The sequence below is a fragment of the Actinomadura fibrosa genome (assembly GCF_900659615.1).
GTDB lineage: Bacteria > Actinomycetota > Actinomycetes > Streptosporangiales > Streptosporangiaceae > Spirillospora > Spirillospora fibrosa.
The window spans coordinates 30,759-50,203 of record NZ_CAACUY010000034.1; the positions used below are offsets into that span (position 1 = coordinate 30,759).

Below are 19,445 nucleotides of genomic sequence, written 5' to 3' on the forward strand. Positions count from 1 at the left end.
TCAGGTCAGGAAGCGTGATCCCGGGCAATGTCTCAGCGTCCGGCGACCCCGCTCAACGTCGAGACCGGAAGCGGCCCGGACCCCGACCAGAAGCGGCCCGGACGCCGACAAGAAGCGGCCCGGACGCCGGCCGGAAGCGGGCTCGCGGCGGCCTGTGAGCGACCTGGGTGTGAGCCAGGGCAACCCCGCCCGTACCCACGTGGCCACGGGCACGGCCAGCGCGTTGCCGACCTGCCGGTACCGGGCGGTGCCGCCCTGTTTCCAGCCCCCGGCGCTGTAGCGGGTCCAGTCGTCGGGTGGGCCCATCAGCCGCTCGTACTCGACCGGCATCAGGTGTCGCACGCCCCGGCCGTCCACCACGTAGGCCCGCGCGGTGTCCAGGCCGATGCGGTGCCCACCCTCGGCATTGCAGCCCAGCAATCCGGTCAGGCGGCTCGAAGGCCATACAGCTAAGCCCCGAGCGCAGGCCGCGGCGTGCGTCGCGTGATGAGCCGGCAATGGTCAGCGGTCGTTCGCCGGTGGCCACCTGCCACTGGTGGCTCTTGCTCGACCAGTACGACAGTTCGCGCCGGCCGACGTGGAGGTTGACCGTCACCGTCCTACCAGCCGGGACTTTGACCCGGTCGAAGGCGGCGAACGACCGTATCGCGAACTGGACGCCCGATGGCCGATCGGCAGGGGTTCCCAGGTAGAGCGCTGAACTGGATACCCCAAGCCGGCAGTGCGCCGACCACCGGGCCGCCGTGGAGGCGGCGCGCAAGGCCAGGACCGCGGTCGTCTTCGCCTGGAGCAGCTGGAGCGGCAACCTGTCGACTCCGCTGCCGGAAGGCCAGGGCCAGCTGGTCGCCGAAGTCGCCGCGATCGACCCGAACACGATCGTGGTGCTGAACCAGCCCTTCGCCATGCCGGTGGCTCGGCAAGGTCAACGCCGTGCTCGACATGTGGTTCCCCGGTGACGAAGGCGGCTGGGCGACAGCCGACGTCCTGCTCAGGAAGAAGAATCCTGCCGACCGGCTTCTTCACCTGGCCCGCCGCGCTCAGCGGCCGCCATTCGTCCCGAGGTGTCGCCAGACGATCTGCTCAGCCTGGTGACGGCGGTGTCGCTGGCCACCGAAGGTAACGTACCGGCGGCCAGGCGCCTGCTGAGCCTGGCCCTGGTGGGCGTATTGCCGTGAGTCCGTCACAACCCACTGGCGAAACGGCGCACCCGCTCTCCATGACGGGCCTGCTCTTCGGGGGTCCTCGCAGGGCCTCCCGAGCGCTCGGACGTCCGGCCTACCGTCGAGCCATGGACATCACTTCCCGCACCGTCTTCATTGCGGGCGCGACCTCGGGCATCGGCCTGGAGCTGGCCCGCCGGTTCCGGGCCGCCGGCAGCACCGTGATCGTCGGCGGCCGGCGCACCGGCCTCCTCGCACGTCTCGCCGGCGAGGGACTCGCCACCGTCGAGATCGATGTCGCCGACGCCGGATCGGTGACCCGGGCGCGGGACGAGGTGCTGCGCACCCACCCAGGCGTCGATACCGTGATCACCATGGCCGGCACCGGGGCACCCGAGGACCTCTGGGATCCCGGCCACTTCGGCACGTCCGAGACGATCATCGAGGTCAACGTCCTGGGCACCATCCGGGTCATCGACGCGTTCACGCCGCACCTTCTCGCTCGCGGCGGCGGCGCGATCGTCACGGTCAGCTCGGGGATCGGGTTCCTCCCCTTCCCGCTCATGCCCACCTACGGAGCCTCCAAGGCCGCCGTGCACGCCTACACCGAGGCCCTGCGAGCGCAGCTCGCCGGCACCGGGGTGGAGGTCGCCGAGCTCGTCCCGCCCGCCGTCGCGACCGCGATCGGCGGCGGCAACCCGCACGCTCTCGCCCTCGACGCCTACGGCGCCGAGGTCATGAACCTGCTGGCGCAGGACCCGACACCGCGCGAGATCCTCGTCCAGCGGGTCCTCATGCACCGGTGGGCCGAACGCGACGGCACTTACGACGAGCTCGTGGCTCAGCGCTCGCAGGCGCTCTCGACGCTGCCCGGCCGCGCTGCCCGGGCCGGTTCCCGCCCATGACCACGAACGACGCCGGGAACCGGCTCGGCGCCTACCTGCGTGCCCGCCGCGCCCTCGTCACACCCGAGCAGGCCGGCATCCCGGCGGGCGGGGCCCGCCGGGTGCCGGGCCTGCGCCGCGAAGAGCTCGCGATGCTGGCCGGCATCAGCGCCGACTACTACCTGCGTCTCGAACGCGGTCGTGACACCCACCCCTCGCCCCAGGTGCTCGACGCGCTCGCCCGCGTGCTGCGCCTCGACGAGGCCGAGCGCGACTACCTGCACAGCCTGGTCACGCCGCCACCGCGCAGCCGGCGACGCCGGGCGCCCGAGCGCGTCCCGGCCCGGCTGCACCACCTGCTCGCGTCCGTGGGGGTGCCGGCGTTCGTGGAAGGACGGGCCTTCGACGTCCTCGCGGCCAACGAGCTGGCGACCGCGTTCTCACCCCGCCTGCGGCCCGGCGAGAACCGCCTGCGCTCGCTGCTGCTGGACCCCGAAGAGCAGGCGTTCCACGAAGACTGGACCGCGGCCGCGGCGGGGTTCATCGCCGCGCTGAGGGAGTCGATCGGCGTGGACGTCGACCACCCCAGGTTCGTGGAACTCGTCGGCGAGCTGTCCCTGACCAGCGGGCGGTTCCGCCAGCTGTGGGCCCGGCACGACGTCCGGCCCCTGGAGGGCGGCACCACCACGGTGCACCACCCCGTCCTCGGCCGCCTGCACCTGCACCGCGACAAGCTGCCCGTGGACGGGGTCCTTCTCGTGCTCTACTACGCCGACGCGGGCAGCGAAAGCGCCGAGAAGCTCTCCCTTCTGGGCTCGCTGGCGGAACCGAACAGCTGACCACCCTGCACGTCCAAGGCCGAACACAGGCCCTCCCGACCATCGCATCACTCTGCCAGTGCGGGCCTTGCGGCGCGGGCCTTCGGCACCCGTTCCCGCAGGCAGCCCACGATTGGCAGAGATGTAGGGCAGGGCGAGCACGGTGCCGAAGGTCAGCCCGGCCGAGACCGTGCCGATGGCCAGCCCACCATCCAGCGTCGTCGATCGTCCGTGACCACGCTCATCGTGTCCTCCGTGCTAGGAGGGGTTCTTGACCAGACCGAACCTGATCAGGCTGCGGGCGCTGTCCACGATCAGGTCCTCGTTGGACCGGGGTTGCCAGCCGAGCAGGCGGCGCGCCTTCTCCGCGCTCGCCCGCTTGACCTTGCCCAGTTCGTGGATGACCGCGCGCAGTGACGGGTCGAGGAGCGAGGCCAGGCGCACCAGCGGATCCGGCGCCTCCCGGGTGGGGACCCGCGCGCCCAGCCGGTCCCGGAGCACCCGGGCGATGTCGGCGATCCACAGCGTCGCGCCGGCCACCGCGAGGAAGCGCTCCCCGCGGGCCGCCGGGTCGGTCATCGCCCGCACGTGCAGGTCCGCGACGTCCCGTACGTCGGTCAGCGCGAACGACAAGCGCGGCAGTGCCGGCATGTCGCGGTTGAGCAGACGCTGGACGAGCGTGCTGGAGGTCGACAGCTCGGGCCCGAGGACCGGCCCGAGCACCCCGACGGGATTCACGACCGCGAGTTCGAGCGATCCGCCGTCACGCTCCACGAAGTCCCACGCGGCGCGCTCGGCCAGGGTCTTGGACTTCGCGTAGGCGCTCACGTGCGGGCCGTCGAGGTCGGTCCAGTCCTGCTCGGTGAATGTCCGTCCGGTATCCGGGTGGCCGTAGCTCATCGCCGCGAAGGACGAGGTCAGCACCACCCGCCGCACGCCCGCGTCGCGCGCGGCGCGCAGTACCCGCAGCGCACCGTCGCGCGCCGGCACGATGAGGTCGTCCTCGTGGCGGGGAACGGTGGCCGGGAACGGCGACGCGACATGGAGCACGTAGTCGCACCCCCGCACCGCGCTCGCCCAGCCATCGTCGGAGGTGAGGTCGGCGAACGCGAAGCCGAGTTCTCCCCCCGGTTCCGCGCCGCCCGCGCGCAGCAGCTGGCGGACGTGCTCCTCCCGTGCGGGCGAGCGCACGGTCGTGCGCACGGTGTAACCCGCTTCGAGCAACCGGAGGACGCAGTGCGCTCCGACGAAACCCGAGCCCCCGGTGACCAGTACCGACTCGCCGCTCATCCCTTGTGCTCCCGTGCCCTCGACTACTTTATGAGACATGAATGTCTCACGGCGAGACTTAAGCGTCAAGACAGCGGTGTCTCATTCTGATACGCTGCCGACTGCCATGGAACCGGTGACGCCTCCCCTCAGCAGCAAGAACTCGCCGCGCTTCGACCGCACCTCCGCCGCGATCCTCGACGCCGGAGCCCAGGTCTTCTCCGCAGAGGGCGCCGGCGCGAACCTCGCCGCCGTCGCCGCGGCCGCCGGCGTCAGCCGCGCCACGCTGTACCGCTACTACGCCAATCGAGAGGCCCTGCTCGACGCCCTCTCGGCCGACGCCCTCGACGCCGCGGCTCGCCGCCTCGCGGACGCCGGGCTTGAGCGCGCGACCGTGGAAGAGGCGATCGAGCGGATCCTGCGCGCGTTCGTGGCCCTCGGAGATCGCTACGCCGTGCTCACCAACGACCACGCGACACTCGAAACGGCGCACGAACAACTCGCCGCTCCGCTCCAAGACGTCCTCGCGCGGGGAATCCGGACCGGCGTACTGCGCGACGACCTCTCCGTCGAGATCCTCTACGAGTTCCTGGCCGCCACCATCCTCCAGGCGATCAAGCTCAACCAGCGGCACCGTCTGGGGCTGGAAGAAGCCAGCGCCACCGCCGCCCGCTTCTTCCTCGATGGCACCCGCGCGCGGAACTGACGGCCTGGCGGACTGCCCGCACCTTCACTCGACAGGCAGACTCCGAGCGAAACTCTGGGCGAACTCATCCCGCCAGCGGCCGCTTCGGGGACGGGACGACGGCGTCCTCCATGCGCGGCCGGACTCGCCGCGGTTACGCGCTTCAGCGACCTGCTCAAGCGACATGCCCGCCGGACGGCCACGAGGATCCCGTTGGGGCGCAACGCTTCCAGAGCCTCTCACTTGCAGCGACGCCCCGGCCGCCGTGGCTTTCACCGCGACCGTCGCCGCGCTGGCGTTGGCCGCGGTGGTGGCCCTCCTCCGGCTCGAACGCCGCCGTCCCGCCTCGGACGGCTCGGAGTCCGACCGGGAGTCGGGCAGCGCACCACGCCGACGATGACGCACGCTCTCCAATGGTTAGTGTGGCGGCATGCCGAAAACGCCGCGCACCCGCAGACCGCGTCCGGGCACGCCGGGCCGCTCGCCCCTGGCATGGCTGCCCAACGGCGAACCAGCCGACGTCTACAGCGCGCCATGCCCCTCCCGCGCCGCACTGGACCGGATCGCCGACAAGTGGACGGCGCTGATCGTCGGCGCCCTGTTCGAGGGGACACGGCGCTTCTCCGAGCTCCGCGCGGACATCGACGGCATCAGCGACAAGATGCTCACCCAGACGCTCCGCAGCATGGAGCGCGACGGGCTGGTGACCCGGCACATCCACCCGACGGTGCCGCCCAAGGTCGAGTACCGGCTGACAGACCTCGGCCGGACGCTGGAGGAACCGCTGGCCGCCGTGCGGAGCTGGGCGGAGAAGCACATCAATGAGGTGGAGCGGGCCCGGCTGGAGTTCGACTCCGACGAGGGCGCGCACTTGCAAGTGCGTACTTCCCAGTAGTTAGTGACTCTCCGATAGTGGGTGCAGCGGCCTCGCCGGAGGCCGCCCCCCGAGAGGATGGTCATGGTTCTGCCGGCTTCCCGCGCACAGGTCCGCCTCGGCGCGACCACTGTCACCTTCCTGCCCGACGGCCACGCGCGCGTCGTCCCCACGGCGGTGTTCCCCGCAAGCACCCCGACCGGCTGGGCAACGCACAGCGAGTTCCTGGATGCCGACGGGCGGCTCCCCGTCAGCATCGGCTCGTTCCTCGTCCGCACGCGCGACCGTGTCGTCCTGGTTGACCTCGGTTTGGGGCAGGTGGACTTCGAAGTCCCCGACCTGGCGTCGTTCAGGGGCGGAACCCTGCTTCGCAGTCTTGCCAAGGAAGGACTCGCTCCAGAGGACGTCGACACGGTCGTCTACACCCATCTCCACCACGACCACGTGGGCTGGACCACAGATGTGGCGCCCGGCCCCACACTCCCCGAAGGAAGCGCCCCCAGCGCCTTGACGTTCCCGAACGCGCGCCACCTCGTCGCCGAAGCGGAGTGGAAGCACTGGACGGGAACGGCGGAGGTCATAGGCCCGGACCCCGTCGCCGTGCAAGGGCCCCTGTCGGGTCGCGTGGAGTTCGTCGAGGACGGGCAGGACATCGCGCCCGGAGTCCGGGTCCGCGCGACTCCCGGCCACACGCCCGGACACCAGAGCCTCGTCGTCAACGATCCCGGCGACGACCGCCGCCTCATCATCCTGGGCGACGTGATGCACTGCCAGGTGCAGGTCGCCGAAAGCGAGTGGGGTTTCGTTTTCGACGACGCCCCTGCGGAGGCTGCGGCGACCCGCGAAGCGCTGCTCACCGAACTGGAGGACGAGCGGACGCTTCTGGCCGGCGGCCACTTCGCCGGTCACGTCTTCGGCCGCGTCCTGCCTCCCGTGACGCGCCGTGCCTGGAGCAGTGCCGAGTAGATCCACGTAGCGGCTACGGCCCGACGAAGGCGGTGTAGGCGGGGGCGCCGGGGTCAGCCCAGCGGTCGGCGTCCCAAGCCGTCGGACTCGGCACCCCGCGTCGGCTGGATCAGGTGAACAGGACGGGGCGTCCACCGAACCTGGCTCGCATTCGCCGCGCCACCGCCACCAGCACCCATCGGCCCGTGCCGCCGAACATCCGCGGCAACACCGACATATGACTCTCCACCGTGCGCTCGGAGACCTGCGGCACGTCGGCGACCTCCCGGTTGCGCGCCCTCCCCCAACGAGCCAGAACACCTCCAGCTCACGCCGCGTCCTTCCCGCCGCAGGTGGAGACCGATCCTGCGCACCCAGTGGTCAGTGAGTTCGCCGTCGTAGGCACCAACTTCGCCGAGTGCCTGACAGCCCCGATCCCCGCTCAGTGGTGTTCATCGGTAGCTGCGCGCGCCCCCGGCCGACATACCGCCGGCTGTGGTACCAACTCAGTCAGCACACATCGTGACCTCAGGCAATGGCCACGTCGGGAGACGACTGAATGTTGCGGGTCACGACCCCATCGACAGTTCTACCTGGTTCTCTGCCGCCCACTCGGCGAGGTGGGCCAACGGGCCGCTGGCGAAGGACGTCCCCAACGCCGTGAGTTCGTAGACGGCTGCGTCGCGTCCCGAGTCGCGTGGCGTCTTCGCGACCAGGCCACGCGAGGCCAGGCGGCGGAGCGACTCGGTCAGCACTTTGTCGCTCGCCCCGGCGATGCGGTCCAGGAGAACGCTGCGTCGGGTCGGCCCCATGCGCAGAGCCGAGACGACGACCGGGTCCCACGTGTGGTTGATGAGTTCGACCGCAGCTCGTACGTGGCAGTCCGAGACGAAGGCTTCGCAGCTCGCTTCCTTCACCAATCCAGTCTCCCATCTCGTCCCCTACCGATTGGTAGGAGACGGTCTCCTAGCGTCGCCGTGACACCTCACGAAACGAAGGAGCACGAAATGAAGATCGGACTCTTGGGGACCGGAAACCTTGCGGTGACGCTGGGAGCCGCATGGGCAACCGCCGGGCACTCGATCGTGGTCACCGGCCGTGACCCCGGCCGCGTGAAGGCGGCCGCGGAGCAGATCGGTGCCGCTGCGACGCCGGTCGCTCCTGGCCAATTCGCCGACCAAGCCGACGTGGTCGTGGTCGCCATCGCATGGGACGGGCTGGAGCAAGCCCTGCGGCTCATCGGCGGTCCGGACGGGGTGCTGTCCGGGAAGACGGTCATCGACTGCACCAATCCTGTCGACTACGCGACCGGGCGCTTGCTGCCGGAGACGGGTTCGGCCGCCGAGTTGGTCGCCAAGGTCGCGGCCGGTGCCCACGTGGTCAAGGCACTGCATCTGTTCGCGGGGGCGTCGTGGCCGTTCTCCGGCGAGAAGGGCGACTCGCCCGTCGTCGCGATCTGTGGCGACGATGCCGGCGCGCTCGGCCGGACCACCGCACTGCTCGAGGATCTCGGAGCGCGCACCGCGGTCCTGGGCGGGCTCACTGCTGCTCGGCAGGCCGAGGAGACCGCCGGTTTCGTGATGCGGGTGGTCGCGGCGGGCGCGAACCCGCGCTTCGCGGTCCCGGATGTGGACCCGGCCCTCCTCCACGCAGGAACCACAGACCAGTGACCCTGCCACCGAAATCGGTCTTTGCCCAAGCCCCACGCCGACTCGTGCGCACCGCTCAGGCCGACCACCGAGCGGCCGGGTGACGAGGGCAGGGCACTGATCACCGCATGGTCAAGCCCGCTCACTGGAGGAAGGCACGGCCGGATGGCGGCGCGTCCTGTACTGGGTCCGCGCCGCCAGCCGGACGTGTCTCCTGCGGATCCAGGATGCGGTGCGCCTCGCGGAGGGGGCGGCGTTGAACGGGCCGAGGTCGCGGGGGGCGATGGTGACCAGGACGCCTTGGTCTACGAGCCGCGCGATCTGGGTGGGCCCTTTGAGGGTGGCGGACGGGTCGCAGCGGTGCGGCCGAACCCGCGTGCGCCGACAGGAAGTGCACAGGCAACGGCGCCCCGGCCACGACGGAGACGGCTTACCAGGCGTGTGCCATGGACGCCGACCTGTCCACCGCACTGCTCGCCGCCTGGTCTCTGCCGCCCCTGACAGGTTGGTTCCAGCTCGTCCACCTGGACATCGTGGCATTCGTCCGGAGTCGGGCAAGGCGACGCCCCGACTCCTCGTAACCGGAAGGTGGTGGCACGCCACCAGGTCTACAGGTCGATCACGACCTTGCCGTGCACGTGCCGACCGGCCTGGAGCTCGACCGCGGCACGGATCTGCTCGATCGGGAAGCTCGCCGCGATGGGCACCCGAAGTTGGCCCGCCGCGACCAGGCGGGCGATCTCTTCCAGAGCGCCGGGGGCGGCGTCCGCGCCGTTGGCGGGCTTCACGCCGTCGACCTGCGCGGCGATGGTGCAGATCCGGGCATCCGGAACTCCGAGCTCCCTCGCGGCGTGCACTGTCTCCGTCCCGTACAGGTCGATGGCGGCGGTGACACCACCGGGGGCGAGAGCCCGGACCCGGTCGGCCAGGCCGTCGCCATAGACGACCGGCTCGGCCCCGAGGCCGCGGAGGAAATCGGATGACGCCACCGATCCCGTCCCGATCACCCGAACCCCGGCGAGCCGGGCCAGTTGGACCGCGAACACTCCCACCCCGCCCGCCGCGCCACCGATCAGCATGGTGTCGCCCTGGCCGGCCTGGACGACGGCCAGCGCGGCGGTCGCTGTGCGGCCCGCGATCGTCAAGGTGGCGGCGGTGCGGTCGTCGACCCCGTCCGGGGTATGGTGCGCCTCGCTCGCCGCGGCGCCCCCGGCCGCGTCCACCACCACGAGATCGGCGACCGCGCGGGACAGAGCGCCGCCGAAGACCCGGTCGCCGGGCGCGAACCCGGTCACCCCGTCGCCGACCTGCTCCACCACTCCCGCGTAGTCGGTTCCGAACCCGGTCGGCAGGCTCAGACCGAACCGGGTGGCGGTGCCGGCGTCGGCAGTAATGATCCAGTCCATCGGGTTCAGCCCCGCCGCGGTGACCCGCACGCGGATCTGCCCCGGGCCGACGTGCGGCGCGGGTACCCGGCGGACGTCCAGGACCTCGGGGCCGCCGAAGGAGTCGAGTCGGACCGCCCTGCTGGTGCTCACCGGCATCTGATCACTCCAGAACTGATCGCTCGCCTGCTCTCGCGAGGACGAGGCACGTCGAAACGGACTATGCTCCGTTTACATGTGCCAACCTAACACAACCGGAGCGTGATCCGTTTTGACTGAGACGGAGAGGCGCGCACCGCGGGCGGACGCGGCCCGCAACCGCGAGCAGTTGCTCGCCGTGGCGGCCCGCGTCTTCGCCTCGCCCGGCGGGGAGCCGTCGATGCGCGCGATCGCCCGCGAGGCCGGGGTCGGCATCGCCACGCTCTACCGGCACTTCCCCACCCGTGAGTCGCTGGTCGACGCGGTCTACCGCGACCAGGTCGTGCGGTTGACGGCGGGCGCCCACGAGCTGCTCGACCTGCTTCCCCCGGCCGCGGCGATGCGGCGCTGGATGGACTTGTTCGGGGACTGGGTCGCGACCAAGAACGGCATGCTCGGCACGCTGCTCGCGATGATCGAGTCGGGCGAGATCGCCCATGCTCGGACCCGCACCGAGCTACTGGCCGCCATCACCACGATCCTCGACGCCGGCCGCGCGACAGGCGACCTCCGCGACGACGTCACCGCCGAGGACATCGCCGCCTCCCTCATCGGCATCTTCACCGTGGCCCCCCGTCCCGGACATGAGGCTCAGGCCGCCCGCCTGCTGAACCTTCTGATGGACGGCCTCCGGCCCCACCCGGCACGGTGATCAGGGCCCAGCCGTGACGCCCGGACGGGCGGGGGCGCTGACGCTCAGCAAGCGTCCGACGTCGCCGCGGCGTACGGCGACGTGGCGGGGCCGCGGATTCGTCGCCGCGGACGCGGAGCCTGCGTCCGAGCGCTGCGAGCCCGCGCGTCGCGCGTACGGCGGACGGCGGGCGAGCACGCCAACGTGTGCGGTTCGCCGAGCGCGCCTTCTGAGCAGTGACGATCGTGCGGTCGTCTGCCGATCAGGCCATCCGTCGTTCGGCGGTAGAAGATCGTTGGTGACGTGCCGCCGGACGGCCCTTACCCGCCGCCAGCGCAGGTGCTGCGTTCGCCCCGCAGGGCGGCGGTGAGCGCGCGGGCGAGCGAGCCGGGGCCGAGCCGCTTGGTAGAACGCCGCCGTGAAGCGTGGTGGCGCACGACGCGAAACGCTCGGACTAGGGAGGTTCCTCGGGACGGTACTTCTGCCCGCTCAGCCTCGAACCCAGGCGGCAAGGGAGGCGCTGCCCTGTTCACGGACGTTCTGCTGGCGGGCAGTCGGTCACACCAGGCCCGCGTCGTGCACGAGGATCGCCGCCTGGACGCGGTTGCTCAGCCCGAGTTTGGCGAGGGTCCGGCTGACATGGGTCTTGACCGTGGTCTCACGCATACCGAGAGCGCGGCCTATCTCGCTGTTGGAGAGGCCGCGGGCGACGGCGACGGCGACCTCGTGTTCCCGGGGGGTCAGCGCCTCCAGCCGAGTCTTGGCGGCGGCGATCCCGGCGGGTCCCCGCTCGGCGAAGTGGCCGATGAGGCGCCTGGTCACGGTCGGTGCGAGCACGGCGTCGCCGCCGGCGACGGTGCGGACGGCGGCGGCGAGGTCGCGGGGCGGGGTGTCCTTGAGCAGGAAGCCGGAGGCTCCCGCGCGCAGGGCCTGGTGGACGTAGTCGTCCAGGTCGAACGTGGTGAGCATGATCACCTCGGGGGCGTGCGACGCGGCGGCGATGCGGCCGGCGGCGGTGATGCCGTCCATGCCGGGCATGCGGACGTCCATCAGGACCACCTGGGGACGGCACCGGGCGACCGCGGACAGGGCTTCGGCGCCGTCGCCCGCCTCCGCGACCACGGCGATGTCGTCGTTCGCCTCCAGGATCGCGCGCAGGCCGGACCTGACCAGATGCTCGTCATCGGTGATCAGCACGCGGATCATGCGGGGATCCTGGCACGGACGGTGAAGCCGCCGTCAGGGTCGTGATCCGCGTCCAGATGGCCTCCGGCCAGGTCGAGCCTCTCCCTGAGGCCCGTCAGGCCGAGGCCGCTGCCGGGCAGGGGGTCGGCCCGGTGCTGGGCGGGCGGGTCGTTGCGCACGGTCACCTCCAGGTGGTGCGGGTGGTAGTGGAGGGTCACTTGAGTGGCGGCTCCCGCGGCGTGCCGGTGCACATTCGTCAGGGCCTCTTGGACCACGCGGTAGGCGGCGCGTTCGGCGGCGGACGGAAGCGTCCTGGCGTCTCCCTTGACGTGGCGGCGGACCTGGAGGCCCGCCGCCCGGGACTCGCGGAGTAGCCGGTCGAGGTCGTGGAGAACAGGGGGCGGGACGGGCGGCTCGGCGGGGGCCCGCGGCGCGCGAAGGACACCGAGGACGTCGCGCAGGTCGCCCAGCGCCTCCCGGCCCGCGGTGCGGATCAGGGCGGCGGCCGTCTCGGTGGCCGCGTCGGGGGCGTTGACCTCCAGGGCCCCCGCGTGCAGGACGATCAGCGAGACCTTGTGCGCCACGACGTCGTGCATCTCCCGGGCGATGCGGGTGCGCTCGGCGGCGCGGGCCTGCTCGGCGCGCGCGACCTGCTCGCGTTCCAGGCGCCGGGCGCGCTCGGCCAGCCCGGCGATCACCGCGCGGCGGGCGTCGATCCACAGCCCCACCGTCAGCGGCGTGCCGACCAGCAGCAGACCGGTGAAGGCCCGCTCCGCCGCCGACACCTCGGGGTCGGGGCCGAGAAGGAAGCCGGTGCCGAGTGCCGTGTTGAGCAGCGGCATCCCGGCGAGCCCAGCCGCCGCGGCGGCGGTGAACGCCACGATGTGGATCCCGCGCCGCAGGCGCGTCGCCGCGTAGTAGGACGCCACGATGAGTCCCGGCCACTGCGAGAAGAGCACGGTCCCGGCCGCGGTCACCGCGAACAGTGGCCAGAGCCGCCGGCGGGACGTCCCCGCCGTCACTCCGGCGAGGGCGGCGAAGAGCACGATGACCAGGTCCCTGGGCCGGGCGTGCCGTCCGGCCGAGTAGTCGACCAGGACCAGGGCCGACAGCAGCAGCCCGAGCATCCACGGCGCCGCGCCATCGGCGAGCCGGGTCAGGCGGTCCCGCGACGCGATGGTGTCCACGGCCGAAGGCTAGGCGGGTACGGCCTCGGCCGGATCAGCCGAACGTCGACGGTGCCTCATCCTTAAGTGGGCCTTCGCCGGGCGACGATCCGCCGACGCGCGCGAGCTCCGCAGGCCCAAGCCTGGAACCGACACAAGTCGCGTGAAAGGCGGAGCGATGACGATTCCTGTGACGATGAGACGGCTGGCCGTGGCCGGCGTGGCCGCGGCACTGGTGGCACCCGTGCCGGTGGTGCGGGCCGCGGGCCATGGAGGCGGCGCCGACGAGATCTACGTCGCGCCGTGGGGCAGGGACCGCTGGCCGGGCACGCTCGCACGGCCCTTCGCCACGCTGGCGCGGGCGCAGCGGGCCGTGCGCGGCCGGACGGCGCGGATGGACGCTGACATCGTGGTGAACCTGCGTGCCGGGACGCACCGGCTGACCGCTCCCCTGCGCCTCGCGGAGGCCGCGGGGGACTCGGGACGCAATGGACATCGCGTGATCTACCAGGCGTACGGCTACGGGACCTCGCACGAGGAGCCGGTCACGGTGAGCGGCGGACGCACGATCTCGTCGTGGCGGCCCGATCCGTCCCTGAAGGACGTCTGGCGCGCCGACGCCGGGAATCTGGAAACCCGCCAGCTGTACGTCAACGACCGGCGCGCGACCCGAGCCTCGCTGGGAGTGGGCCTGCCGGGAACGGTGAGGACGACGAAGACCGGCTACATCACCGACAGCACCGTTCCGCAGACCTGGCGGAATCCGGCGGACATCGAGTTCGTCTACACCTTCCCGCTCTGGGCCGAGGCCCGATGCGGCGTCGCGGGCATCACCGGCGACGCCCGGCGGTCCACGATCACCATGGATCCGGCCTGCTGGAAGCTCGCGCGCGCCGAGTACGAGGACGACTCCGAGCCGATCAGCGGCCCCACCGGCATCGAGAACAGCGCCAGCTTCCTGGCGACGCCGGGCAGCTGGTACCTCGACCGCTCGCGCCCAGGACACCACGTCCTGCTGTATCGCCCTCGCGCGGGCGAGGACATGCGCGGCGCACGCGTGATCGCCCCCGTCCTGCAGACGCTGGTGAGCGGCAGAGGAGGCGCCAAGCGCCCCCTTCACGATGTCGCCTTCCGCGGGCTGACGTTCGCCCACGCCACCTGGCTCGCGCCCAACCAACCCGCCGGATATGTCTCCTCGTGGAGCCTGTACAAGCGCCCGGGTGTGAAGAGTTGGCTGACCGTGCCAGGCAATATCGCCTTCAGTCTCGCCGACCGCATCTCCCTCGAAGGCAACCGATTCACCCACCTGGGTGCGCAAGCTCTGGAGATCACTCGAAACACATCGGACGTCACGGTCCGCGGCAACGAGTTCACCGACGTGTCCGATGGCGCGATCCTGCTGGGTGTCCCCCTTCCAGCCGCCAGCGGCACCATCAGCGACACCCATGTCACCGACAATTGGATCCACCGCATCGGCGTGGAGTACCGCGCGGCTTCAGGCATCTGGAACACCGCCGGGAAGGACACCGTCCTCGACCACAACCAAATTAACGACGTCCCCTACAACGGCATCCTCTCGGGCCGGGACCCCGACCTGCCCGGCCTCACCCGCGGCGCTCGCATCACCGGCAACCGGATCTTCGACACCAACCGGCTCCTCGCCGACGGAGGAGGCATCTACCTGCGCGGACGACAGGGCTCCTCGCTCGCCGACGGTGCCCTCATCGCCGGCAACGCGGTCACCGATTCCCCGCACAACCCCTTCGACATCGGGATATACACCGACGACACCATCGAGTGGGTCACGGTGCGCGGCAACGTCATCTACCGCTACCGCGGCTCGATCGGCGGCTGTAGCGAGACCGCACAGGGTCGGCCCGTGCGCAACGTGCGCTACCAGGCGAACTTCTGGGACGACACAGTGCCCGACGACGTCAAGCGGCGCCCCTACCCCGGCACCTGGCCCTCGGCAGCCGACGACTGCGGCGATCCAGAGAACCTGACGTTCACCGGGAACACCCGCCTGTCTCCAGGCCACCCTGACCAGGCATGCCTGACCATCCCGGCATGCGCGTCCATCATCACCATAAGCGGCCCGCACCAGCCCTTCCGCAACCGCCTCAGGCTCGGCTGAACACCTGCCCATGACGAAAGCCTCCCGGCGGCCGGACCATTGTCAGTGGAGGGACGGGTCGGCGAGGGCCTGGGCCGCGATGTCGGGAGCATAGGCGGCCAGGGCGGTGACAAGAGTTCGGATGCCGTTCCGGATCCGGGGGGCGAGTTCACTGTTGCGGGCGACGTCGAGTTCGTTGGCGATGGTCAGGAGGGGCGAAGTCGGTGAGGTCGGGGGCGGCTAGGGCAACGGTCTCGCCGGTGAAGCGGTCGGTGAGCGGGAGCGGCGTTGCGCCGAGGTGGGCGTAGGTTCTGCCGCGGTCACAGGCACCGTAGAGATGGACCAGGGATTCGGCCGTGTCGCCGATCGCCGTTCTCAGGCGGTCCCGCTGGTCGAGCGGCAGCAGCGCGTGCGGGAAGCCGTCGGTGCCGTAGGCGGCGTGGCACAGCGCGGCCAGGCATGCGCGCCGGTCCCCGCCCCAACCGGCAACGAGGTCGTGCACCCGCTGGAGATGGTCGAGGAGGTTTCCGCCGGGGTGGTCGATCTGAGCCGCGCCGAGGTCGCGCAGGAGCCTCAGTGCCGCCCACCGGGTGATGGCGGTGATGATCGCCTCGGCCAGCGCCGCGGGTTGATCCCGGGCGACGAGGTGCCCGGCGCTGCGAATGCGGGTCACCGTGGCGTGCGGGACGAGGCGCAGCAACCGATCGACGTCGTCGTCGGTGATAGGCGATCGGCTGCCTCCCCGGACGAGCAGGACGGGCATGCGCAGATCCGCGGTGGCCTGCCTCAGCCGTGGCGATTGGGCCAGGACGTCCTCAACGAGGTCTGCGCTGGCCTCGGGAGCGCCGCTGGCGGCAAGGAAGCGGCGGGTCCGATGAGGGTCGGGGTCGGGTACGACGTCCACCAGGACCAGGCCCGTCACGCTCGCGCGCACGTCCGGGTCGCCGAGTGCGGCGATGGCGGCGAGCCCGCCCAGCGAGGCGCCGACGACCACGCATCCGGGATCGGCGCGGATCATCGCGGCGACGTCGTCCGCGCAGGGCCCGAGCGCCCGCGGCGAGCCGCCGCTGTCGCCGTGACCGCGCTGGTCGAAGGCCACGCACCGAAACCCGGCATCGACGAGGACCTCGGTGATCGGCGCCCACACCCGACGGCGCTCGCCACCGGCGTGCAGGAGCAGGACGGTCGGCCCGGCTCCGAGCTCCTCCCCACGCAGGACCGCGCCGGGACGAACGATCTGCCGTTCCCGGGAAGTGGAGAGATCGGTCATCGCGGCACCCCTTACCTTGTGGCATCAAGGTAAGGACGGTAATGACTCTGCCTTGGCGGGTCAAGGTAGGGTGGCCGGCGTGACCGGTTCGCGTGTGCGCCGTCCGCCCGAAGAGGCACGGCGCCTGATCCTGGCCGCCGCGGAGGGACTCCTGACCGAAGGCGGTGTGGCCGCCGTCCATGTGCGGGCCGTCGCCGATCGCGTCGGCATGACCGACGCGGGGGTCAACCACCATTTCCGCACCCGGGACCGCCTCCTGGAGGCGCTGCTCCGCCACGGCGGCCGGAGGATCCGGGACGGACTGCAAGAGGTGCTGGACTCCTGGCTCGACCGCGGCGCCGAGCTCGACGCGCTCGTCCAAGCACTGGCGGCGTTCTACCGCCGGGGCTACGGCGAGCTGGCCGCGGCCCTCCACGCCGGCGGATGGCGGGACGAGGGAAGCGGGATGCTCGACCCGGTCGTCGACGCGCTGCACGCCCTGCGACCCGATGCCGCCACAACGCCCATCGACGACACACGGCTCGCCGTGGCCGCCCTCCACCAAGCCTTGGCCACCGAGCCCCTGTACGGCACGGCATTCCGCCGCAGCGCCGGGCTCACCGGCTCAGATGCCTCCTCCTCCGCAGCCCAGCTCCGCTGGTGGACCACCCACCTCACCCAGTCCCTCGGCCTGCAATAACTTGAGTCCCGGTGTCCACACCCTGACCAGATGCGAGTGGGTCAAGGACCGCCAGCCGCTCTGTCTGATCGGCGACGGCGGCACCGGCAAATCGCCTCGATGGCCTGCTGCCACCCCGTAATAGGCCGGGCCAGACAACCGTCGTTAGCGATCACAGGGCCACCATCATCCTCGACCAGGTCGGCCAGCACCTCCACCGACGTCCCTCGGCCTGGGCCGCCCGGTTCGTCGGCCACGACGCTTGGCGATGAGCGGGTCCTACCTCGGTGGGCCCCTGGTAGAGGGGCCCGGCAGGAGGCGTGACCCGCGTAGTGCACCGGCCACGTCCCTGAGAGGGTGTCTTCGATCCCTCTGACGATCACCGAAGAGGGTCGAAGACGGCCTCTCAGGCAGGGACCAGGCAGGTGTCGACGACCCAGCCGGTGATGCCCCTCGACGTGATCTTGGAGTAGTGGTTGTCGCGGGCACCGCAGGCGGTGTAGGTGGTGCCCGCCTTGAAGTCGTAGCTGCAGGAGACAGCGCCCTTGAGCATCAGCCCCAGGCTGGTGCCGTCGGTCGGCGAAACGCGGATCTTCAGGTTCTCCGTCGCCTTGACGTTGGAGATCGGGCAGGATGCCGCCGGCTGGACCCCGGCGGCGGAGGCTGGACCCGCCAGTCCCGTCCCTGCGAGGGCAAGGGCGGCCAGCGCCGCGGAGATACCGAGAACTCTTCTCACGATGGATCCTTCCGTTGCCAGAAGGGCCCCATCGGTGCTGCCCGGCCCTCCGCGTCGGACCCTAGCAGTTCATGATCGTTTACGTGAACGGTCGGAAAGATGCGGATTCTCCGCATGCAGGTGGCTTACCGGAAACGAGCCGAACCGAGTGCGACCGTGTCTCCCTCCTCCGCCGCCAGCACCTCAGAGGGTGTCTTCGATCCCTCTGACGATCACCGAAGAGGGTCGAAGACACCCTCTCAGGGGAAGGTGCTGTCGACCACGGTGGTGTGGTCGGTGAAGGTCAGGCCGCCGTTGGGGTCGATGCAGGTGCCGTCCGGGCGGCAGGGCGCGATGGTCGATTGCCGCCCCCACATCGCGGCGTTGGCGTTGGCGGGCGCGGACAGGGAGTTGGTCACGGTTTCGGAGGCCATCACCTGGACCTGGGTGGTGGTGGAGTAGCCCAGCTGCCGTGAGGTGGTGCAGAAGAAGGAGACGTGGCCGTCGGCGGAGAAGAAGTCGCCTTCGACGCCGGCCTCGACTCCGGTGTCGTAGCCGACCGTCACTCCGTAGGAGGCCGAGTAGGTCTGGCTTTGGGCTGCGGTGACGCCGACGTCCAGCGCGACCGACTGGGGCTCGCTCTGGACGGCGCCGTGCTGGTTGTTGATGAAGCAGACGTTCTCGTAGCCGATGTAGTGCTTGAGGGTGTAGAAGGCGTTGCCGTTGACGTGCTGGTCCACCGTCAGTTCGGTGTCGGTGATCGCTCCGAACGGGACCACCACCGAGTAGTCGTTGACCGGGGTGGTGTGCTCGGCCGGCGGGTCGTAGGAGGTGAGCGAGGGCGGCGCGGGCGGGGCGTTCACCGTGATCTGCGGTACCGGCACCATCAGCACCAGCGGCGGCGGGTCGGTGGGCGCGCTGTCGCTGCGGCCGTTCTTGCCGGTGAACCCGGTGATGCCCAGCAGGGCGTGGTCGGCCTGCTGGGAGAAGGTCTGACCGTTCAGGTCGGTGTTGATGGACCAGATGGTCTCCTCGGCCGGCCTGGCGCCGGCGCCGTCGGTGTTCCATAGTTGCTGGCCGTAGCTGCCGGTGTGGGTGTAGTCGGCGCGCACGCACCGGAAGGTGTTCCACGGCGCCTTGCCGGAGTCGGGTGTGACCCAGTCGGAGCCGCCGCCGGTGAAGATGTCGCCGAGGGTGACGTAGCCGTCGGGCGGGACCGCGCGGTACACCTTGCCGTACATGGTGGCGCCGGTGTTGTCGTCGCTCCAGCATTCGGTCCAGCCGGTCGGCGCGGCGAGCACACCGCTGCCGCCGTGGTCCTTGACGATCACGCCGACGCGATAGCCGCCGGGGTCGCCGTCGTAGTCGTCGCAGGGCCAGGACATGCCGCCCAGCCAGCACCAGCCGCCGTCGTCGACGGCCCACTGTGGCAGGACCGGATGCCAGAACCGGCCGTACATGGTGGCGCCGCTCTTCTCGTCCTGGTAATCCAGTGCGAACTGGCTGGTGAACGCCACACGCAGCTCACCGTAGTCGTACCAGTAGGTCTGAGCCGCCGGGGAGCTGAGTCGAGGTGAGGTCATCGTGCTGGCTCCTTCCGGCCCCCGAGCGCCGGCCGCCGGGACGGGCCGGGTGACGGGCGGGGTCCTGCCGCGAGCGTGACCCCGCTTCCCCGGCCGAGATAGCCGTCAGACCAGAACAGGACACAGATATGGAAAAGTGGGCATTTCGGTCACGTTGTGGTCTCTCTGATCTGCCCGGTCTATACCCGCGCCGGTGGCAGCGCGCGGTCGGGGCCATGTCGTACAACGATCGTGCACGGCAACGCGCGACGGCGTGG

The 19,445-nt window shown here is 71.0% G+C and carries 21 protein-coding genes and 1 pseudogene; 12 read left to right on the plus strand and 10 right to left on the minus strand.

The window, feature by feature from the left end:
• Window positions 1-360 (minus strand): DNA cytosine methyltransferase, encoded by a 360-nt coding sequence (locus E1300_RS53940; protein WP_370784862.1) that lies wholly within the window; start codon window positions 358-360, stop codon window positions 1-3.
• A 136-nt stretch (window positions 361-496) separates the two neighbouring features.
• Window positions 497-805, minus strand: a pseudogene (locus E1300_RS53945) (fibronectin type III-like domain-contianing protein); the annotation flags it as partial.
• Here E1300_RS53945 and E1300_RS52470 point away from each other — a divergent pair.
• The 4 genes from E1300_RS52470 to E1300_RS14960 all read left to right on the plus strand — a co-directional run bounded on the left by E1300_RS52470 (window position 744) and on the right by E1300_RS14960 (window position 2,883).
• A complete protein-coding gene (locus E1300_RS52470) occupies window positions 744-956 on the plus strand; it encodes a glycoside hydrolase family 3 protein (RefSeq protein ID WP_165502843.1) in 213 nt (70 codons plus the stop codon). The pseudogene E1300_RS53945 and the gene E1300_RS52470 overlap by 62 nt on opposite strands.
• Window positions 940-1,092: a hypothetical protein gene (locus E1300_RS53950; RefSeq protein WP_370784864.1), complete on the plus strand. Its 153-nt coding sequence runs from the start codon at window positions 940-942 to the stop codon at window positions 1,090-1,092. The genes E1300_RS52470 and E1300_RS53950 overlap by 17 nt, the downstream gene beginning before the upstream one ends.
• A gap of 196 nt (window positions 1,093-1,288) precedes the next feature.
• Window positions 1,289-2,065, plus strand: coding sequence for an SDR family oxidoreductase (locus tag E1300_RS14955; RefSeq protein ID WP_131757595.1), 777 nt, complete (start codon window positions 1,289-1,291; stop codon window positions 2,063-2,065).
• Window positions 2,062-2,883 carry a helix-turn-helix transcriptional regulator gene (locus tag E1300_RS14960; RefSeq protein ID WP_131757596.1) on the plus strand — a complete coding sequence of 274 codons (822 nt, stop codon included), beginning with the start codon at window positions 2,062-2,064 and terminating at the stop codon, window positions 2,881-2,883. The genes E1300_RS14955 and E1300_RS14960 overlap by 4 nt, the downstream gene beginning before the upstream one ends.
• Window positions 2,884-3,120: 237 nt before the next feature.
• Here the strand turns inward: E1300_RS14960 and E1300_RS14965 are convergent, their stop codons facing one another.
• Entirely contained in the window at window positions 3,121-4,152 is a 1,032-nt protein-coding gene (locus E1300_RS14965) for an SDR family oxidoreductase (RefSeq protein ID WP_131757597.1), read from the minus strand.
• Between the two features lie 115 nt (window positions 4,153-4,267).
• Between E1300_RS14965 and E1300_RS14970 the strand changes: the two genes are divergently transcribed.
• The 4 genes from E1300_RS14970 (at window position 4,268) to E1300_RS14980 (ending at window position 6,656) form a co-directional block, all read left to right on the plus strand.
• The gene (locus E1300_RS14970; protein ID WP_207399732.1) at window positions 4,268-4,837 is read left to right on the plus strand and encodes a TetR family transcriptional regulator; all 570 of its coding nucleotides are present in this window, start codon (window positions 4,268-4,270) and stop codon (window positions 4,835-4,837) included.
• Between the two features lie 244 nt (window positions 4,838-5,081).
• A complete protein-coding gene (locus E1300_RS53415) occupies window positions 5,082-5,216 on the plus strand; it encodes a hypothetical protein (protein WP_278045359.1) in 135 nt (44 codons plus the stop codon).
• Window positions 5,217-5,246: 30 nt separating this feature from the next.
• On the plus strand, window positions 5,247-5,711 hold the full coding sequence (locus tag E1300_RS14975) for a winged helix-turn-helix transcriptional regulator (RefSeq protein WP_131757599.1): 465 nt from the start codon (window positions 5,247-5,249) through the stop codon (window positions 5,709-5,711).
• Between the two features lie 63 nt (window positions 5,712-5,774).
• Window positions 5,775-6,656, plus strand: coding sequence for an MBL fold metallo-hydrolase (locus E1300_RS14980; RefSeq protein ID WP_131757600.1), 882 nt, complete (start codon window positions 5,775-5,777; stop codon window positions 6,654-6,656).
• Between the two features lie 548 nt (window positions 6,657-7,204).
• Here the strand turns inward: E1300_RS14980 and E1300_RS14985 are convergent.
• The gene (locus tag E1300_RS14985; protein WP_131757601.1) at window positions 7,205-7,552 is read right to left on the minus strand and encodes a winged helix-turn-helix transcriptional regulator; all 348 of its coding nucleotides are present in this window, start codon (window positions 7,550-7,552) and stop codon (window positions 7,205-7,207) included.
• Window positions 7,553-7,642: 90 nt separating this feature from the next.
• Between E1300_RS14985 and E1300_RS14990 the strand changes: the two genes are divergently transcribed.
• Window positions 7,643-8,305, plus strand: coding sequence for an NADPH-dependent F420 reductase (locus E1300_RS14990; RefSeq protein ID WP_131757602.1), 663 nt, complete (start codon window positions 7,643-7,645; stop codon window positions 8,303-8,305).
• Between the two features lie 587 nt (window positions 8,306-8,892).
• Here the strand turns inward: E1300_RS14990 and E1300_RS14995 are convergent.
• Window positions 8,893-9,828 carry an NADP-dependent oxidoreductase gene (locus E1300_RS14995; RefSeq protein WP_131757603.1) on the minus strand — a complete coding sequence of 312 codons (936 nt, stop codon included), beginning with the start codon at window positions 9,826-9,828 and terminating at the stop codon, window positions 8,893-8,895.
• A 112-nt stretch (window positions 9,829-9,940) separates the two neighbouring features.
• Between E1300_RS14995 and E1300_RS15000 the strand changes: the two genes are divergently transcribed.
• Window positions 9,941-10,519, plus strand: a complete 579-nt coding sequence (locus tag E1300_RS15000) for a TetR/AcrR family transcriptional regulator (RefSeq protein WP_131757604.1) — start codon at window positions 9,941-9,943, stop codon at window positions 10,517-10,519.
• A 537-nt stretch (window positions 10,520-11,056) separates the two neighbouring features.
• Here E1300_RS15000 and E1300_RS15005 read toward each other — a convergent pair.
• Window positions 11,057-11,704 (minus strand): response regulator, encoded by a 648-nt coding sequence (locus tag E1300_RS15005; protein WP_131757605.1) that lies wholly within the window; start codon window positions 11,702-11,704, stop codon window positions 11,057-11,059.
• Window positions 11,701-12,870: a sensor histidine kinase gene (locus E1300_RS15010; protein ID WP_131757606.1), complete on the minus strand. Its 1,170-nt coding sequence runs from the start codon at window positions 12,868-12,870 to the stop codon at window positions 11,701-11,703. The genes E1300_RS15005 and E1300_RS15010 overlap by 4 nt, the downstream gene beginning before the upstream one ends.
• Before the next feature lie 157 nt (window positions 12,871-13,027).
• Between E1300_RS15010 and E1300_RS15015 the strand changes: the two genes are divergently transcribed.
• Window positions 13,028-14,983 carry a right-handed parallel beta-helix repeat-containing protein gene (locus E1300_RS15015; RefSeq protein ID WP_207399733.1) on the plus strand — a complete coding sequence of 652 codons (1,956 nt, stop codon included), beginning with the start codon at window positions 13,028-13,030 and terminating at the stop codon, window positions 14,981-14,983.
• A 148-nt stretch (window positions 14,984-15,131) separates the two neighbouring features.
• Here the strand turns inward: E1300_RS15015 and E1300_RS15020 are convergent, their stop codons facing one another.
• A complete protein-coding gene (locus tag E1300_RS15020; protein WP_207399734.1) occupies window positions 15,132-16,232 on the minus strand; it encodes an alpha/beta fold hydrolase in 1,101 nt (366 codons plus the stop codon).
• A gap of 79 nt (window positions 16,233-16,311) precedes the next feature.
• Here E1300_RS15020 and E1300_RS15025 point away from each other — a divergent pair, with 79 nt between their 5' ends.
• A complete protein-coding gene (locus E1300_RS15025) occupies window positions 16,312-16,911 on the plus strand; it encodes a TetR/AcrR family transcriptional regulator (RefSeq protein ID WP_207399735.1) in 600 nt (199 codons plus the stop codon).
• A gap of 385 nt (window positions 16,912-17,296) precedes the next feature.
• Here the strand turns inward: E1300_RS15025 and E1300_RS15035 are convergent, their stop codons facing one another.
• Together E1300_RS15035 and E1300_RS15040 are read right to left on the minus strand one after the other, a co-directional pair.
• Window positions 17,297-17,626, minus strand: a complete 330-nt coding sequence (locus tag E1300_RS15035) for a hypothetical protein (protein ID WP_131757607.1) — start codon at window positions 17,624-17,626, stop codon at window positions 17,297-17,299.
• Between the two features lie 239 nt (window positions 17,627-17,865).
• Window positions 17,866-19,188: a hypothetical protein gene (locus E1300_RS15040; protein ID WP_131757608.1), complete on the minus strand. Its 1,323-nt coding sequence runs from the start codon at window positions 19,186-19,188 to the stop codon at window positions 17,866-17,868.
• Window positions 19,189-19,445: the final 257 nt, after the last annotated feature.

Coding starts and splice junctions, on each gene's coding strand:
- E1300_RS14955 (WP_131757595.1), top strand. CDS start 1,289: ATGGACATCACTTCCCGCACCGTCTTCATTGCGGGCGCGACCTCGGGC.
- E1300_RS15005 (WP_131757605.1), bottom strand. CDS start 11,704: ATGATCCGCGTGCTGATCACCGATGACGAGCATCTGGTCAGGTCCGGC.
- E1300_RS14960 (WP_131757596.1), top strand. CDS start 2,062: ATGACCACGAACGACGCCGGGAACCGGCTCGGCGCCTACCTGCGTGCC.
- E1300_RS14995 (WP_131757603.1), bottom strand. CDS start 9,828: ATGCCGGTGAGCACCAGCAGGGCGGTCCGACTCGACTCCTTCGGCGGC.
- E1300_RS15040 (WP_131757608.1), bottom strand. CDS start 19,188: ATGACCTCACCTCGACTCAGCTCCCCGGCGGCTCAGACCTACTGGTAC.
- E1300_RS53950 (WP_370784864.1), top strand. CDS start 940: ATGTGGTTCCCCGGTGACGAAGGCGGCTGGGCGACAGCCGACGTCCTG.
- E1300_RS14975 (WP_131757599.1), top strand. CDS start 5,247: ATGCCGAAAACGCCGCGCACCCGCAGACCGCGTCCGGGCACGCCGGGC.
- E1300_RS14990 (WP_131757602.1), top strand. CDS start 7,643: ATGAAGATCGGACTCTTGGGGACCGGAAACCTTGCGGTGACGCTGGGA.
- E1300_RS14965 (WP_131757597.1), bottom strand. CDS start 4,152: ATGAGCGGCGAGTCGGTACTGGTCACCGGGGGCTCGGGTTTCGTCGGA.
- E1300_RS15020 (WP_207399734.1), bottom strand. CDS start 16,232: ATGACCGATCTCTCCACTTCCCGGGAACGGCAGATCGTTCGTCCCGGC.
- E1300_RS15015 (WP_207399733.1), top strand. CDS start 13,028: ATGACGATTCCTGTGACGATGAGACGGCTGGCCGTGGCCGGCGTGGCC.
- E1300_RS14980 (WP_131757600.1), top strand. CDS start 5,775: ATGGTTCTGCCGGCTTCCCGCGCACAGGTCCGCCTCGGCGCGACCACT.